General features: G+C 63.8%; 14 protein-coding genes and 1 pseudogene. 5 read left to right on the top strand and 10 right to left on the bottom strand.

Going from position 1 to position 15,262, the window contains the following annotated elements; translation table 11 throughout:
* Window positions 1–513: 513 nt before the first annotated feature.
* The 9 genes from ACTIFS_RS14475 to ACTIFS_RS14435 all read right to left on the bottom strand — a co-directional run bounded on the left by ACTIFS_RS14475 (window position 514) and on the right by ACTIFS_RS14435 (window position 10,085).
* Window positions 514–1,791, bottom strand: coding sequence for a tyrosine-type recombinase/integrase (locus tag ACTIFS_RS14475; RefSeq protein WP_439574817.1), 1,278 nt, complete (start codon window positions 1,789–1,791; stop codon window positions 514–516).
* 650 nt (window positions 1,792–2,441) lie between these two features.
* Complete coding sequence (locus ACTIFS_RS14470) at window positions 2,442–2,888, bottom strand: type II 3-dehydroquinate dehydratase (protein ID WP_439574816.1); 447 nt, start codon at window positions 2,886–2,888, stop codon at window positions 2,442–2,444.
* Window positions 2,889–2,934: 46 nt separating this feature from the next.
* Complete coding sequence (locus ACTIFS_RS14465) at window positions 2,935–4,230, bottom strand: TRAP transporter large permease (RefSeq protein WP_439574815.1); 1,296 nt, start codon at window positions 4,228–4,230, stop codon at window positions 2,935–2,937.
* Complete coding sequence (locus ACTIFS_RS14460; protein WP_439574814.1) at window positions 4,227–4,745, bottom strand: TRAP transporter small permease; 519 nt, start codon at window positions 4,743–4,745, stop codon at window positions 4,227–4,229. The genes ACTIFS_RS14465 and ACTIFS_RS14460 overlap by 4 nt, the downstream gene beginning before the upstream one ends.
* A gap of 54 nt (window positions 4,746–4,799) precedes the next feature.
* Window positions 4,800–5,789, bottom strand: coding sequence for a TRAP transporter substrate-binding protein DctP (gene dctP, locus ACTIFS_RS14455; RefSeq protein WP_439574813.1), 990 nt, complete (start codon window positions 5,787–5,789; stop codon window positions 4,800–4,802).
* A 111-nt stretch (window positions 5,790–5,900) separates the two neighbouring features.
* Window positions 5,901–7,802: a bifunctional sugar phosphate isomerase/epimerase/4-hydroxyphenylpyruvate dioxygenase family protein gene (locus ACTIFS_RS14450; RefSeq protein WP_439574812.1), complete on the bottom strand. Its 1,902-nt coding sequence runs from the start codon at window positions 7,800–7,802 to the stop codon at window positions 5,901–5,903.
* Entirely contained in the window at window positions 7,802–8,650 is an 849-nt protein-coding gene (locus ACTIFS_RS14445) for a shikimate dehydrogenase family protein (protein ID WP_439574811.1), read from the bottom strand. Before ACTIFS_RS14445 ends, ACTIFS_RS14450 begins: the two co-directional genes overlap by 1 nt.
* A gap of 80 nt (window positions 8,651–8,730) precedes the next feature.
* Window positions 8,731–9,396, bottom strand: coding sequence for a GntR family transcriptional regulator (locus tag ACTIFS_RS14440; protein ID WP_439574810.1), 666 nt, complete (start codon window positions 9,394–9,396; stop codon window positions 8,731–8,733).
* Window positions 9,393–10,085 carry a GntR family transcriptional regulator gene (locus ACTIFS_RS14435; RefSeq protein ID WP_439574826.1) on the bottom strand — a complete coding sequence of 231 codons (693 nt, stop codon included), beginning with the start codon at window positions 10,083–10,085 and terminating at the stop codon, window positions 9,393–9,395. Before ACTIFS_RS14435 ends, ACTIFS_RS14440 begins: the two co-directional genes overlap by 4 nt.
* Before the next feature lie 171 nt (window positions 10,086–10,256).
* On the opposite strand from ACTIFS_RS14435, the pseudogene ACTIFS_RS14430 reads away from it, so the two are divergent.
* From ACTIFS_RS14430 to ACTIFS_RS14415, 4 genes and pseudogenes are all read left to right on the top strand, one after another.
* A pseudogene (locus ACTIFS_RS14430) lies at window positions 10,257–10,424 on the top strand (IS3 family transposase); the annotation flags it as partial.
* A gap of 391 nt (window positions 10,425–10,815) precedes the next feature.
* Window positions 10,816–11,259 carry a hypothetical protein gene (locus ACTIFS_RS14425; RefSeq protein ID WP_439574809.1) on the top strand — a complete coding sequence of 148 codons (444 nt, stop codon included), beginning with the start codon at window positions 10,816–10,818 and terminating at the stop codon, window positions 11,257–11,259.
* A gap of 46 nt (window positions 11,260–11,305) precedes the next feature.
* Window positions 11,306–11,665 (top strand): YciI family protein, encoded by a 360-nt coding sequence (locus tag ACTIFS_RS14420; protein ID WP_439574808.1) that lies wholly within the window; start codon window positions 11,306–11,308, stop codon window positions 11,663–11,665.
* The gene (locus tag ACTIFS_RS14415) at window positions 11,662–12,903 is read left to right on the top strand and encodes an RNA polymerase sigma factor (RefSeq protein ID WP_439574807.1); all 1,242 of its coding nucleotides are present in this window, start codon (window positions 11,662–11,664) and stop codon (window positions 12,901–12,903) included. Before ACTIFS_RS14420 ends, ACTIFS_RS14415 begins: the two co-directional genes overlap by 4 nt.
* Window positions 12,904–13,136: 233 nt before the next feature.
* Here the strand turns inward: ACTIFS_RS14415 and ACTIFS_RS14410 are convergent, their stop codons facing one another.
* The gene (locus ACTIFS_RS14410; RefSeq protein WP_439574806.1) at window positions 13,137–14,234 is read right to left on the bottom strand and encodes a helix-turn-helix transcriptional regulator; all 1,098 of its coding nucleotides are present in this window, start codon (window positions 14,232–14,234) and stop codon (window positions 13,137–13,139) included.
* A 109-nt stretch (window positions 14,235–14,343) separates the two neighbouring features.
* On the opposite strand from ACTIFS_RS14410, the gene ACTIFS_RS14405 reads away from it, so the two are divergent.
* Window positions 14,344–15,246 carry a polysaccharide deacetylase family protein gene (locus ACTIFS_RS14405; protein ID WP_439574805.1) on the top strand — a complete coding sequence of 301 codons (903 nt, stop codon included), beginning with the start codon at window positions 14,344–14,346 and terminating at the stop codon, window positions 15,244–15,246.
* Window positions 15,247–15,262 lie beyond the last annotated feature (16 nt).

The raw sequence follows: 15,262 nt of genomic DNA, 5'->3' as shown, positions 1-15,262 counted from the left end.
GAACGACAGGCCGCCTAAGGCCATAAACGAAACCCAGGACTCTCCCTCAGGCCGGAGGAGAAGAGGGTCTCAGGTCACGGCAAAGCCGCCCAAGCTGCGGAGCTGCGCCTGAATGTCGCCGTTCGCCGGGCTATAAAAGCGGTTGGACGTTGGACGTTCCAGAGACCAACGAGGGGCGAATTTGCCGCCGCGCTCGAATCTCTCCCCACTATTTATGAAAATAAAAAGTGCACCTCTGCCACTAAGAAATGGCTAGGTCTTTATCCGTATGCGTTTCGGCAATGGGTTGCTTGGTCATCGACGCATGATGCCGGTAGTCCAGCGCGAGAGTTGCCCCCGCCTCCTTGAGTTCGCGGCGGCGCCGGTGGAACAGTGGCCCTGGGGCAGAAGGAACCAGCGTGTGAGAAAGTTCGGCTATGGGACCCACGCCCCCGGGTACCCCAGGGGGTTTGAGGACGCCCATATGGCGCGGAGTGCGTAGGTCCGGAATTTTTTAGAATCGTATTTTTTGAATCACGCCGCCAGTTCAGAGGGCGTGACGACGGCATCCGGTTGCGCCATCAGGAACGCATTCCAGTCGGCCATCAGCTCGCGCCGCTTCTCGAACAGATCGCTACGCCGATAGGCGGCCTCGACCTTGTCTGACACGGTATGCGCCAAGGCAGCCTCGCAGACGTGATTGGGATGAGACGTACAGTCTGCGGCCCAATCTCTGAAGCACGAGCGGAACCCGTGCACCGTGATGTCTGAGCGCTTCATGCGTCGCAGGACCATCGTCATGGACATCAGTGACAGCGGACGATCGTCCCTCGCCCCCTTGAACACATAACCCTTACGCGGGCCCTGAGCGAGGTGCCTGAGGATCTCCATGGCGCGCTGGTTCAGCGGCACACGGTGCTCTCGCCCCGCCTTCATCCGCTGCTTCGGAATGGTCCAGACACATGTCTCCATGTCGATTTCGGACCAGTCGGCCTTCAAAACCTCGCCGGACCGCGCCGCCGTCAGGATCGCGAATTGCAGCGCAAGACCCGACATGGACCTATTCTGCAGAAGCGCGGAAAAGAACGCAGCACCGAGGCGATAGTCGAGGGCGGCATGGTGGCCTCTCGTCAACGTGTCGGGTTTGGAGAGAAGAGTGTCGAGGTGACCTCGCCAGCGTGCAGGATTGGCCCGGTCGGCGGGGATGTGCCCCTCCGCGCGAGCGGCGTCCAGGACCCGCTCGATACGCCCTCGCAGCCGCTTGGCCGTCTCAGGCTTCAATCTCCAGATCGGGCGAAGCACCGCCATGATGTCGGCTGTTACGACCTGATCGACCGGCTTGGCGCTCATCGCGGCCAAAGCCTTGGCATGCTCACCCTGCGGCCCAGCTCCAATTCGGACACGGCTGTCGTCTGTAGGGGTCAGTCCGAGCGTCGCGCTCCACTGCGCGCGGTGCTTCTCGTTGCGAAACCCTTCCGAGAGTGATGCGACGACGCTCGACGCCATCTCGCCAAACGTCGGCTTGGCGCGGCGAGCCATCGCTTCTTCGCGTCGAGACGTGAGTGGACTGATCCCTCGAGCAAGTTTGCTCCGCGCGTCCTGCGCCCGGTCTCGAGCATCCTTGAGACTGATGTCCCGGAAGGCACCAAGCCCCATGTCAGTGTTGCTGCCTTGGTACGTGAAGCGGAACACCCACTTGCCGCTGCCGGCCGGGGAAATCACCGCATACAAGCCGCCGCCGTCTGAATAGCGTCCGGGCTCTTTCAGGGCCGCGACGGCCTTGGCGGTCAGCTTGTTCAGCGCTCTCGACAATTCCAGCCCCCGCCTTTCCGGTACCACTTTCGGTACCACTTTCAGCGCGAGATAGCCAGAGAAGGCGAGAGACGTCCAGGAACAGAGTGACTCTGATTACCCAGTGAAAACGGCTAGTTACGCTTACACCGAGGAAAACGGAGAGACGCAGGCGACCAATAATATGGCGGACGCCCTGTCCGCCAAATGCCCAGATGACATATTGAAAATGCGAGAAACCATTTGAGGGCGCGTTTCAAGAACGCAGATTGGCCCACAAATAGTCAGCCGCTGGGCAATCGTTTGTGCGGCAATATGTAAACTCTGGCCCAGGCTCTTGTCGGCAGTTGATCAGGCGCTGAGACCGAGTTTGGCTTTCGCAATGAAGGTGTCGTGATTCGTAGCTGATGCCACCATGCTCCGCGTCGGGATAGCGGACGAGCTAGGTCTCAAGAATGCGACGCGCGAGATCGGCCGAGTTCTCAATCGGCACCATGATGTCGTGACCGCGCTGGGCACCAGGACAGGCCTGCAGATGTCATTTTGCGGCTGCGGCACCTGAAGGCACCAGCCCTTGATCGCCTTCAGCGGGCGAAGGAGGCCTCATCGAGACCGCCTTGTCGCGATCGCTAGTCCGCTCCTTCAATCGCGCGGGAAACCCTGGCCCGCCATCATCGTCTGCCACCCGCTAGGTGCACGGCGGCCTCGATGGCCGCGACATAACCGTAGGGACCGAGACCGCAGATCACGGCGGTCGCGGCTGTCGACGTGATGGAATGGCGGTGCAACTCGTCGCGCGCGTGGATATTCGAGACGTGCAGTTCGATGATCGGCTTGCCCAGTGCCTTCATCGCATCGATCAGCGCGACCGAACGAAAGGAATAGGCAGCCGGATTGATGATGAGGACGTCGGCGTCCTCGCGCACCTCCTGGATCCAGTCCACCAGCACGCCCTCGTGATTGCTCTGCCGGAAGGTCAGCGCGGCACCAAGCGCCTCCGCGCGGGACCGGCACATGATTTCGATCTCGGCCAGCGTCGTCAGCCCGTAGATGTGCGGCTCGCGTGTGCCGAGGAGATTGAGGTTGGGTCCATTGAGGATGGCGATGCGGCAGGTCATCCAGGGCTCCTGGCAGAAATAGGGACCGGTGTGCAGCCCCCGCAGCCTAGCCCTGATAGCCAAGCAGGCGCGGGAGCCAGAGGACCAATGAGGGAAAGAACGTGATGATCGCCAGCGCGCCGAGCATGGCGAACAGGAAAGGCATCGTCTCCCGGACGAGATCCCTGAGCGGGACGTCGGCGACCTGTTTCATGATGAAGAGAAGCAGGCCATAGGGCGGGGTGATCAGGCCCAGCATGATGTTGATGACCACGACCACGCCGAAATGCACCATATCCACACCGAGCGCCTTCGCGGTGGGGATCAGCACCGGCACGATGATGAGGAGAATGGCCGTTCCCTCCAGCAGGCAACCGAGCAGCAGCAGCAGCAGATTGACGATCAGCAGGAAGGCGAGCGGCGACAGATCCCAGCTGGTCAGAAAGATCCTGAGCGTGTTGGGGATATTCTCGATGGTGACCACGTAGTTGAACACCAGTGCACCGGCGATCAACATGCCGATGGACGCGGTCGTGCGTGCGCCAAAGGCCAGCGATCGATAGAAGTCTGCGAAGGTCACGCTGCGGTAAAGCAGCACCGAGACCATCAGCGCGTAGGCTGCGGCGACGGCTGCTGCCTCGGTTGGGGTGGTTGCCCCGCCATAGATGCCGCCAAGCAGCACGACAGGCATCAGGATCACCGGCAAGGCGCGCATCGTGATGCCCGGCAGGGCGCGCATCGGCACCGGCGCCTCGACCGGAAAGTCCCGACGCCGCGCGATGACCGCAACGATCACCATGAGGCTGATGCCGAGAAGAAGCCCTGGCACGACGCCGCCGAGGAAGAGGTAACCGATGGAGGCGTCGGAGACGAGCGCGTAGAGCACCATCGGAATGGAGGGAGGAATGATCGGCCCGATCACCGAGGAGGCAGCCGTCAGCGCGGCCGCAAAACTGGCCGGGTAGCGGCCGTCCCGGGTCATCATGGCCTGCATCATGCGGCCCGTACCGGCCGCATCGGCAATGGCTGAACCCGACATGCCCGCGAAGATGACGCTCTGCACCACGTTCACCTGGGCAAGGCCACCGCGGAAGCGTCCGACAAGCGCATTGCAGAAATTCAGCAGCCGCTCGGTCATCGAACCGATGTTCATCAGCTCGGCAGCAAGGATGAACAGCGGCACCGCCAGGATGACGTAGTTCGTGTACATCCCGTTGAGCAGCTGCTCCGCAGCGATGCCCATGTCCTGCCCGGAGACCATGAGATAGACGATCGAGCCAGCGATCATGGCATGGCCGATCGGCAGACCGCAGAGCGATAGCGCCAGAATGAGGCCGATCGCACACTGGAAGGCGAGACTCATGTGCCGGAGCCCCGCTTCGTGGGATCGTCGTCATCGGGCATCTCGCCGCGCAGGGCGGCAAATCCGAGCCACAGATACCGGGCGATGGATGCCACGGCGAAAACGATGAAGATGGCATAGACCCAGTTGAACGGGATCTTCATGTAGGCGGTGCGCTCCACCCTCATGAAGGACACGTAGTCAACCATGGCCGGCAGGGCGGTCCCATAGAGCAGCACCACCGCCAGCGCCGCCACCGCTGCCAGGACCCGCCTGAGGCGCTTGCCTGCGGCGGCGTAGAGAATGTCGAAGCGAATCTCCTCGCGCTCGCCGAGCACGAAGGCCGCGCCCCACAGGACCAGCCAGACCCACAGGATGACGCTGATCTCGTGGGTCCAGCCGATCGGAAGGTTGAGCAGGTAGCGGAACACGATCTGGATGAGGAAGGCGGCGAACATCGCCGCCAGCATCAGCGCGGCGATATTCTCCGCGCGCCTTGCAAGCCAGGGGGCCCACCTGCCGATGATCCGCTTCACGGGAAACTGCCTCTTGGCTGCCAGACCCGCCGGGGAGCGGCTCGGTCAAGTCCGTCAGAGTGCGTTGATCTTCTCGAGCATGCCCGGCGGCCAGGACTTTGCCAGATCGGAAGCCAGATACATCTTCTGGGCGTGCTCGCGGAAGGCTGCGATGTTGGGCTCGTAGACCTCCAGCCCCTGCCTGCGGAAGAAGTCGGCCAGTTCGGCCTCGCGCTTCTGATGCTCCTGGGCGCTCCAGTCCATCGCGGCATCGGCGGCAGCCTGGAAAGCGGCCTGCTTCTGCGCGCCCATCGCGCTCCAGGCCCGATTTGTGATGCACAGGAGATCAAAACCGACCAGGTGCGACGTCAGGACAATCTGGCTCATCACCTCGAAGAATTTCATGTTCTGAACGTTGGGCAAGGGATTGTCCTGCCCGTCGATGGCGCCCGACTGCAGGCCCGTATACACCTCGCCATAGGCCATCGGCGTCGGGTTGGCGCCGAGCGAGCGGCCGAGAAACTGCCAGGCATCGCCGCCGGGCATCCGCAGCTTGATGCCGGCCATGTCGGCGGGTGTGTTGATGCGCGTGCGCGGCTTGAGGCCCACCTGCCGCGCACCGAAATAGGTCGGCCCAAGGATGCGGATGTTGAGCTGGTCCTCGGCCATCTTCTTCAGGTCGCGGCCGACGTCGCTGGCAAAGACGCGCTTCAGATGGGCTGCATCCTTGAACAGATAGGCCGATGTGACGATCGACCAGGCCGGGATCTGGTTGGAGATGTCCTGGGGGGCGATATTCCCCATCTCCAGATTGTTGCGCTGCATGGCAACGAGCTCGGTGCCCTGCCGGAACAGCGTGCCGCCATAATAGGGCTGCAGCGTGAAGTCGTTCTTGATCGCTTCGGCGAAGCGCTTGACCATGTCCGCGCGGATGTCCTGCTCTGAGAACACGGCGGAGAATCGCAGGTTCGGCTTGGCCTGGGCAGCCGCACCCGTGGCGGTGCCGGCAAGACCGCCAACGGCGGCACCAGCCATGAACATTCGGCGGTCGATGCTCATCATCATTCCTCCCTTGGGCCCTCTGGCGGGGCGGATCGCTCGGACTATCGCTTGTTCCTCAGGTCGAGGCAACAGACAGATTGAATTTCATAGGATGATTTCGAATTTATCATATGTTCAGATCCGCTCCGTCGAGCGTGGAATGGCCGAGGGCGCAAGGTGCCTCTTCTGGGCGGCGATACGGAACGGAGCATTGAAAGCGCCATACCCGGCATAGCCTCGCCGCTCGACGATCTCGAAGAAGAAGCCGTCCTCGCCGGTTCGACCGTAAAGCTGAAGAAACTCGCCGCCTGCGTCGCGGTCATAGAGGATGCAGGCCGACTGGAGCGTCTCGATCTCCGTCGCGGAAAGGCCGAAGCGCGCAGCGAGATCGACATAGTAGTTGGGCGAGACGCGCAACGGCTCGAAGCCGTTGGCCGCCAGTGCCTGCGCCGTTCGGTGCATATCACGGGTTTCGAAGGCGATGTGCTGGATGCCAGCGCCGAAGAGCTCGCTGACGAAGTGGCCCGCCAGCGTGCGCCTGTTTTCGGCCCCGTTCAGCGTCAGCCGCAGGCCGCCACTGTCGTTCTCGATCACCTGGCTGCGCACAAGGCCGCCGGGATCGACGACATCCACCATAGGCAGTTTCCGGACCTCCAACAGCGAGGTGTAGAACAGCAGTGACGTCAGCAATTCGTCGACGAACATCGTCTGCGCAACGTGGTCGATGCGTGCGAGACCCGCATCGACCGATGGGGCCGTGTCCGCGACATTGATGAACTCGTGCTCCCAGAGCCTCACCAGTTCAGCTGATCGGTCGACCAGATAGATGACGCTGCCGCCGATGCCGCGGATGCCCGGCAGGTGGATCTCGCCGGGGTTGGGCTCCTGCGAAAAAGGCTCGGCGCCCAGCGCCAGGGCACGGGCCAGTGTCGCCCTGGCGTCATCGACTTGCAGTCCGATGGCATAGGCGGCCGTACCATGGGCGAGGAAGGCTGAGCGCGCCTGGCCCTGCTGCTCGGCATTGACGACGATATTGATCTGGCCCTGCCGGTAGAGATCGACCGATTTCGAGCGATGCCGCCCGGCTTTGCGGAACCCAAGCGTGCGCAGCGTGGCCGCCAGGTGATCCGCGCGGCGTGCGTCGGCCGCGAACTCGACGAACTCGACGCCGTGCACGGCCGATCGGTCCGGCAACGGGCGGGCGGGCACCCGGTCGGTCGGGCTTTCTCGCGACACCTGGTCCATCAGATGCACGAGGGAGCGGTGACCGTCCTTGGCGACGATGCGGGCCGAACCGCCGCGGAACTGGTCGTTGAAGATTTCCAGCGACAGGTAGCCCTCATAGCCCGTCGCGTAGATGGCCCTGACGAAATCCTTCACGGGGAGGTCGCCCTCGCCCGGCATGTTGCGCAGGTGCCTGCTCCAGTGCAGCAGGTCCATGTGGATGAGCGGTGCATCCGCGAGCTGAACGATGAAGATGCGGTCGCCTGGGATGGAGCGGATCGTTTCGGAATCGATTCCTTTGGCCAGCGAGTGGAAGCTGTCGAGGACAAGGCCGATCGCAGGGTGGTCGGCGCGCCGGACGATCTCCCAGGCATCGCGATGGTCGCTGACGTGCCGGCCCCAGCACAAGGCCTCGTACCCCACTCTCAGGCCGCGCCGCCCGGCCCGCTCGCCGAGCGCGTGAAAATCCGCTGCGGCGCGGTCGATGCCGCCGATCGCCTGCGGGGCAACGCTGGAGCAGACCAGCATCAGGTCGGCTCCCAGTTCCTGCATCAGGTCGAATTTGCGCTCGGCCCGGTCGAAGGCGGCAGCGCGATAGGGTTCAGGCAATGTCTCGAAGTCCCGGAACGGCTGATAGAGCGTCAGGGTCAACCCCTTGTCCTCGATCATCCGGCGGACTGTCGCCGGCGTCTCGTCGGTGACGAGCAAGTCCTGTTCGAAGAGTTCCAGCCCGTCAAAACCGGCGGCGGCGATGGCCGCGATCTTCTCCGGCAGCGTGCCGCTTACCGAGACCGTTGCGATCGAGGTGCGCATCAGGACGCCTCCCTCAGTTCGCAGCCTGCAAGTTCGCGCCGCAGGGTTTCGGCATCGACCTGGTGCCCGGTGAAGATGCGGAAGGCGTCGATACCCTGGAACAGGAAGAGCTCGTAGCCGCTGAGGATATCGAGGCAGGCCTCCCGTGCCGCGCTCAGGAACTCCGTCCATTCCGGCGTATAGACCGCATCGAAGGCCCAGCCTGCACCTTCCAGAGCCCTGTCCGGAATGGCGTTGCCGCCGACGCCAGCCATGCCGAGGGGCGTGGCATTGATGATGCCGTCGGCCTGCTCTGCGGCCTCTGCCATGCTGCCGCAGATGACGATTCGGGTGCCGTCGGCACGCGGCAACAGGGCGGCAGCAAGCGCCTCCGCCTTGCTGCGTTCGGCATCGCACAGCCTGATCTCTACAGCTCCCAATGAGACAAGCGCAAAGGCAATGGCCTTGCCGACACCGCCGGCGCCCGCCATGGCGACGATGCCGGGCGAGGCGTCACCGAACCGGTGACGGAAGGCCGATGCGAAGCCGGTGCAGTCGGTGTTGGCGCCTTGCGGACCGCTTGAGTCGAAAACAACGGTGTTGCAGGCGCCGAGCGCCAGAAGATCCGCGCCGGGTGCCGGCAGGTGCGACAGCACCGCCTCCTTGTAGGGGTATGTGACATTGATGCCGCGAAACCCGCCGTTGCGGCAATGGTCGAAGACGGTATCGAAGGTCTCTCCGCGGGTCGGTGGGATCAGCAATTCGTAGCTGACATCGAGGCCACACAGGCGACCAGCCAGGCGATGCAGATCGGGCGATCGTGAGGCCTGGATCTTGTCGCCGATCAGACCAAGCCGAACGTGCTGCATAGGGTCGCCCTGCTCCACCGAGGAGTCATGAGCTATCAGTCATACGTTATTTCATATGAGATTCAAGAAATCCTCTGAGCCTAGGCGATCGCGCCTTTTGCAAGGGCATGGTCCACGCCGCCGGCAATGTGCCGTTCGAGCAGCGCGCAGCCCTCGTCAGAGTCGCGCCGGAGCGCCGCCTCCTTCATTGCCAGATGCTCGGCACTCGCGATGGCGCCGCGGTAGCTCAGTGCAATCATCTGGTAACGCAGGTAGCGCTCGAAGATGGCGGCATGGGCGTGCATCAGCACCTGCGAGCCGCAGGCCGAGACCAGTGCCTGATGGAACTGCCAGTCATAGCGCTTCCACAGATCGGTATCGGTGCGGTCGCCGCTGGCCATCCGTGCTTCCATCTGGGCGAGCTTGTGGTGGGCCGCAATGACCCGCGCTTCCCATTCGATATCTCCCTGCGCAAAGGACTGTCGCAATGCATGGCATTCGAGAAGCTGCCGCAGGGCCGCGATCTCGCGCAGGTTGGCCGCCGAGATCGGCCCCACTTCGAAGCCGCGCTGCCCTTCCGCAACAACCAGCTTCTCCGAGACCAGGCGGTTGAGCGTCTCCCGCAACGTGCTGATGCTGGCCCCGTAGTCGCGCCGCAGCGCATCGAGCCTCAGCCTGCTGCCGGGAGCCAGGTGGCCGGTGATGATATCCGTGCGGATGCGCTTGTAGGCGCTCTCACCGGCCGACGGGAACAGGTCGGAGCTCACGCGGCCACCCGGTTTTCCGGAAGGGCCTGGCGCGCCTCGATCGCGTCGACGCAGGCGCGGATGTGGGTGGCGAGGATCGTCCGGGCCTCATCGATGCGGCGCGCAAGCGCAGCCGCCAGGAGCTTGGCATGCTCGTCCGCAGCGACTTCGCCCCGGAAAATGCCGACCACCATCTGGTAGCGAAGATATTTGTCATAGACGCCGGCATGGATATCAATCAGCTCGGCCGAGCCGCAGGCCGATACGAGGCTGTGGTGAAATTCCCAGTCGTAGCGCTTCCATTCGGCCGGGTCGGCCGCCGCGCCCGCCAGCAGGCGCTGCTCGATCCGCGCCAGCTTGTGATGAGCTGCGACCACCCGCCCCTCCCATTCGAGATCACCCGCGACGAAAGAGAGCTCAAGGGCATGATGCTCGAGGAAAAGGCGCATCTCGGCAATTTCCCTGAGATCCGGCACGGAAACCGGCGCGACCTCGAAGCCCTTCTGGCCTTCGGCCAGCACCAGGCCTTCCGAAGCGAGCCGGTTGAGAATCTCACGCAGCGTGGAGACGCTCGTCCCATATTCCGCGCGCAGGCGGTCTAGCTTCAGCCGCTGACCGGGCTTCAGCCTGGCGAACAGGACATCGGCGCGAATCTGCCGATACGCGACCTCGCCAACGGACGATTGAACATCGAGAGATCCGATTGTCATGATACCTGACCGGGCCGTATATGGTCCGCCAGAAAAGCTGGCGCAGCCGCGTCTTGCAACCAGCCATGCAGCCGGCGGCCCAGCATGATCCACGGAAGCCCGTTTCAGACCATCGAAATGAACCGCCTCGGGTCTGCCGGATGCTCCAACTCCAGAGACGGTGGAGCCATCATGGGCAATACGAGGAACACGTTCTCGCCTGAGGTCCGCAGCCGCGCGATTCGTCTGGTCCTCGATCATGAACACGAGCACATGTCGTGCTGCGCGGCGATCATGTCGGTCGCGGGGAAGATCGGCTGCACGGCGCACATGCTCAGCCAGTGGATCAAGCGCACGGAGGACAACGCCGATCTGGAGACAGCGACCGCCGCCGTCGGATAGCGGGCCAGGCTCAGGAGCGTTCTTGACTGCAAATGCAGTGAGAATTCCAACTCGTCTGGCTCCGACCGGCTCATAGAACGACCAAAAAAAATGTTGAGATTGAGAGAGACGCGCTGAGACGTGTCCAGACGGTTTTCCTATTCTCCGAGGCGAAGCTGCGGGACTTGAGACACTCTGAGACGCCCAGATATGGCGAAGGCAGACGCCCTGTCCGCCAGATTTTTCGCAAACCGGTTCCAACCCTCTCCGAACTTTTTTGCGGTGTTCGTCGAAATCGGTCCTGCTCGGGTGTCATCCGGTCAGACGTCGCCATTCCGGCGGCTTCGTACTGGCCGAAGGAGACACCCGAGTGACCGTATTTCCCATCGCCGCGGCGCGCCTGCATTCACAGGTCTGGCTTGCTGCAGCCGCCATCGGCGGCATCGCCTGGAATGTGTTTGGCATCGTTCAGTTCATCGGCTCCGTCGTCGCGACCGAGGCGAGCCTGATCGCTTCCGGCATGACGCCCGAACAGGCCACCGTGATGACCGGATATCCGGCCTGGATGACGGCAGCCTTCGCCGTCGGCGTCTTTGGCGGGCTGGCGGGCAGCATGCTGCTGCTGCGGCGCCATGCCCATGCCCACCACGTGTTGATGGCTTCGCTGGTGGCCTATGGCGCGCTCTGGATCGGCGATGCTGTCCATGGCGTCTTTGCCGCGCTTGGCTTGCAGCAGGTCATCATTCTGAGCCTCGTCGTGGCCATCGCGGCGGCGCTTTACGCACTGAGCCGTCATGCGGCCGCAACGACCTGACTGTTCCGCCGCATCTGATGCTAGCGTTTCACAGAGGGAACCCGACATGCAGTTCATGCTCATTCTGAACGAAACAGCCGAGGATTTTGCGCAGCGCAATCATCCCGAACAGTCTCAGACCTATTGGGGTGGCTGGAATGCCTTCATCGGGGCCATGGCGCGGGCCGGGGTCATCGTGAAGGGTGACGGGCTGATGGGGCCCCATGCCGCGACGACGCTCCGTATGCGTGACGGCAAGCGCGTGGTCGAGGATGGCCCCATCGCCGACACCAAGGAGCAGCTGGGCGGCTATTTCGTGATCGAGGTGCCTGACCTCGACTCAGCGCTTGACTGGGCCGAGAAGGCCCCCTCCGCGCGGACGGCCTCGGTCGAGGTGCGCCCCGTGCTGCCGATGCCGCCCGCGTGAGCGAGACGACCCAAACATCACAGTCGGCGCGGGCGGCCGAGCAGGTCGCCCGCGACAGCTATGGCAAGCTGGTTGCCATCCTGGCCGCGCGGGACCGTGACATTGCCGCCGCCGAGGATGCCCTGTCCGACGCCCTCGCTGCCGCGTTGAAGGCCTGGCCCGCGCAGGGAGTGCCCGCGAACCCCGAAGGCTGGCTCGTTGCCGCTGCACGCAACTTTCGCAGGAACGACCTTCGCGGGTCTGCAGTCCGCCGGCGGGCCGAGCCTGAGATCCTGAGGCGCATGGAGGAAGCAGAGGACAGGCCCATGCCGTCGCCGCTGTCGGACGAACGGCTGGGGCTGATGTTCGTCTGCGCGCACCCTGCCATCGATGCCAGCGCGCGCACGCCCCTCATCCTGCAGGCCGTCCTCGGCATTGATGCCGCCCGCATCGCTCGCGCCTTTCTCGTGCCACCGGCAACGATGTCGCAGCGGCTGGTCCGGGCCAAGGCGCGCATTCGCGACGCCGGTGTGCCCTTTGCCTTGCCCGGGTCCGAGGATCTGGCGCCCCGGCTGGAGGCTGTGCTCGATGCGATCTATTCGGCCTTTGGCGCCGGCTGGGACGGGCTTGATACCGCGAATGACCCTATGGCGCTCACCGGAGAGGCGATCTGGCTGGCCCGGCTGATCGTCGCGCAACTGCCGGGCGAGCCCGAGCCGAAGGGGCTTCTGGCGCTGATGCTCTATTGTGCGGCGCGGCGCAGAGCGCGGCGCGACTCCCAGGGGCGGTTCGTGCCGCTCGACCGGCAGGACGCCCGGCTTTGGGACCGCAACATGATAATCGAGGCCGAGGGGCTTTTGACCCGTGCGGCGCAGGCGGGGCGTTTCGGGCGTTTCCAGTGCGAGGCTGCAATCCAGTCCGTGCACATCCAGCGGCCGATCACGGGGCACCTGAACCTGCCCGCGCTTCGAACTCTCTACGATCTGTTGGTGGGCAAAACGGGCAGCCTCGGTGCGCGGATCGGCCGCGCGATCATACTGGCCGAGACCGGCAAAACCGGGACTGCGATGGACGAGCTTGAGGCGCTTCCAAGGGAAAGGGTGGACAGCCACCAGCCCTGGTGGGTCGCGCGTGCACGCGTCGCGGAACTGGCCGGGGACATCGCCTTGCAAAAGACTTGCCTCGCGCGCGCAATCGACCTCACCGATGATCAGGCTGTGAAGGATTTCCTTGTGGAACAGCACCTTAAACTTGTGTGAGCGCAGAGAGCGTTGGACTGCGGTCCCCTCCGCACCGCAATCAACTCATCTCACACCTCTGTCCGCGTCGCCAACGGCTCCGGTGACCGGTTCCACGGCCTGTCGCGCAGCGGCCTTCCAGTCTCCGACGGCGAAGCTCCATCCGGTCGCTTGTCACCCGATTGCCTGATAGCGTTTCAGGCCAGCGAGCGCTTCCTGGGCAAGGGTGATCGCGCAGTCCCTGGATGGGCCCCTCAGGGCAGCGGCGATACAAGGCTCTTGATCAGCGCGGCCAGCTCCGCCTGACGCCGGCACCCGGTCTTCATCTGTACCCTCTTGACGTGGCCGCGCACGGTTTCGACGGACCTGTCGCCGTCCCTTGCAATCTGCGCGATGGTTTCTCCATCGGCGATCCGCAGGGCCACGCGCGCCTCGGCGGGCGTGAGGTCGAACAAGGCCTGCAAAACTTGCGGTTCCCCGCCGCCGATGGGCTTGGGTCGGGACACGATGCCAATGGCTGCGGCGCTCGCGAAGAGTTCGTGGGCAGATCGCCGGATTGGGAGGATATGCAGGACCGCGGGTGCATCGCTGTATCGGTCGAGGAGAGGTAGGGAACGAATGCCGCCCGGCAGCAGAATGCCTTGCAACGCGCGATCCACGAGGCGATTGGCGCGCTGGTCGGATAGCATCAAGCGATCACCGCCCCGGGTCGTCCAGTTCTCCGACTCCTGTTCGAAGAGGTCATTGGTGATGATGAGCCGGCCGCTACCGGCAATCGCGAAAGCAGGCAGCCCGATCGCCTCCAGGGTCGCCACCGCCGCCCGGGACTTCTCGAAGGACAGCCGGGCACTGATCATGGCGGAACGTGCGAGGTGCGGCCTGGCCAGGGTCAATGCGTCGATCGCCTCGGTGGAAACCGGGCCCTTTTCGAACGCCCGTTCGACGCTGACGATCAGCCGGTCACCGTGTACCGTGGAGATGACCGTGGCGGCATGCCACCCCAATCCCCACGGCACAAAGAAATCCCGATAGATCGCGTCGGCGAGGAATGTCTCGTCGTCAAAAAGGTCCGCTTCGGTCACGAAGCGCGCCTCGCGGTCCAGGCGCCTCGCGAAACCTCGCGCGCTGCGGCTGTTGCGAGCGAACCAGGATTCGGAAATGAAGGCTTCCATGGCCGGCCGGATCGACGTCGAACTTGTCCAGCACGTGGTGGCGTCGACCACTCCGAAGGCAACGCCTCCTTCTGCCCCGGCGATTCGGCTGAGATCATCCAGAACGCCCGGCCAAAGCTCCGGAACAACAGCCGCTTCGTAAATGCGCTCTTCCAGAGCGGCTGGGATTGACTGCGACATCCCGCGCCGAATGCTCCTCAACCCCCAAACGGGGGGCGCCGCTGCAAAGCTAGAAGCTATTGTCGATCGGGATCAAGCCGGTCCGACAAGTGCAGAGAGTTCGACAAGAGTGGCGCGAAAGACCAGCAACATAGAGCTGATGCCGAGTTTGTGGCATCGCCTGTCGCATGTGGCTGCGCGGCGGTTGCCAATGTTGAGCCATTGCGTAGAGGTAACCCGCCCGTTTGTCTCCTTCACCTTCGATGATTTTCCGGCATCAGCTGCTCGCATTGGCGCCGAACTCCTGGGAAGGAGTGGCGTCCGTGGGACCTTCTACGCTGCCACCGACCTCATCGGCGGTCCGCATGACCTGTGGCCCATGGCGACCAAGGAGGACATCGCCGTGCTCGATGCCTCGGGGCACGAAATCGGCTGGCATACGCACGGGCATGGCCTAGCCTGGCAATATGACGCCAGCCGGCTGAGCGAGGAATACGAGCGGAGCGTCAGCTATCTCGCCGAGGCTGCTCCCCAGGCGCGTTTCGAGACTTTCGCCTACCCCTTCGGCATCGGTTGCTATTGGCGCAAGCGCCAGCTCTCATCGATGGTCCGCGGCGCTCGATCGGTTCATCCCGGCGTCAACCGCGGATGGATCGACCCAGGCTTTCTGAGGGCCATCGATCTCTCGCCCCGTACGACAGACATGGCTCGTATTCGCGCGCTTCTGAAGGAGGCGGTCCGTGCTCCGGGGTGGGTGATCTTCTTCACCCACGATGTGGCGGATGATCCGACACGCTATGGCACCACCCCCGGATTGCTGGGGGATGCCATCGCGGCGGCCCGGGACGCCGGAATTCCCATTGCGCCGGTATGCGAGGTTCTGGACCAGCTCGGTGTGCCGTGGCTGGGTGCATCGGGAGCTCCGGTCGGTGTCGCAACACCGGGAACCGCTACGGATCTTGCCCGGAGCCCGACCAAAGGCAGCCGCGTCCATAGCGCTCAGGTGTCGGGACTGGTTTGCCGGTCGGCCTGAGGTCCACACACAGCTC

It is taken from the genome of Phreatobacter sp. (genome assembly GCF_051860605.1).
Taxonomy (GTDB): domain Bacteria; phylum Pseudomonadota; class Alphaproteobacteria; order Rhizobiales; family Phreatobacteraceae; genus Phreatobacter.
The sequence above is the reverse complement of the archived record's forward strand: the minus strand, read 5'-3'. Positions and strand labels throughout refer to the sequence as shown.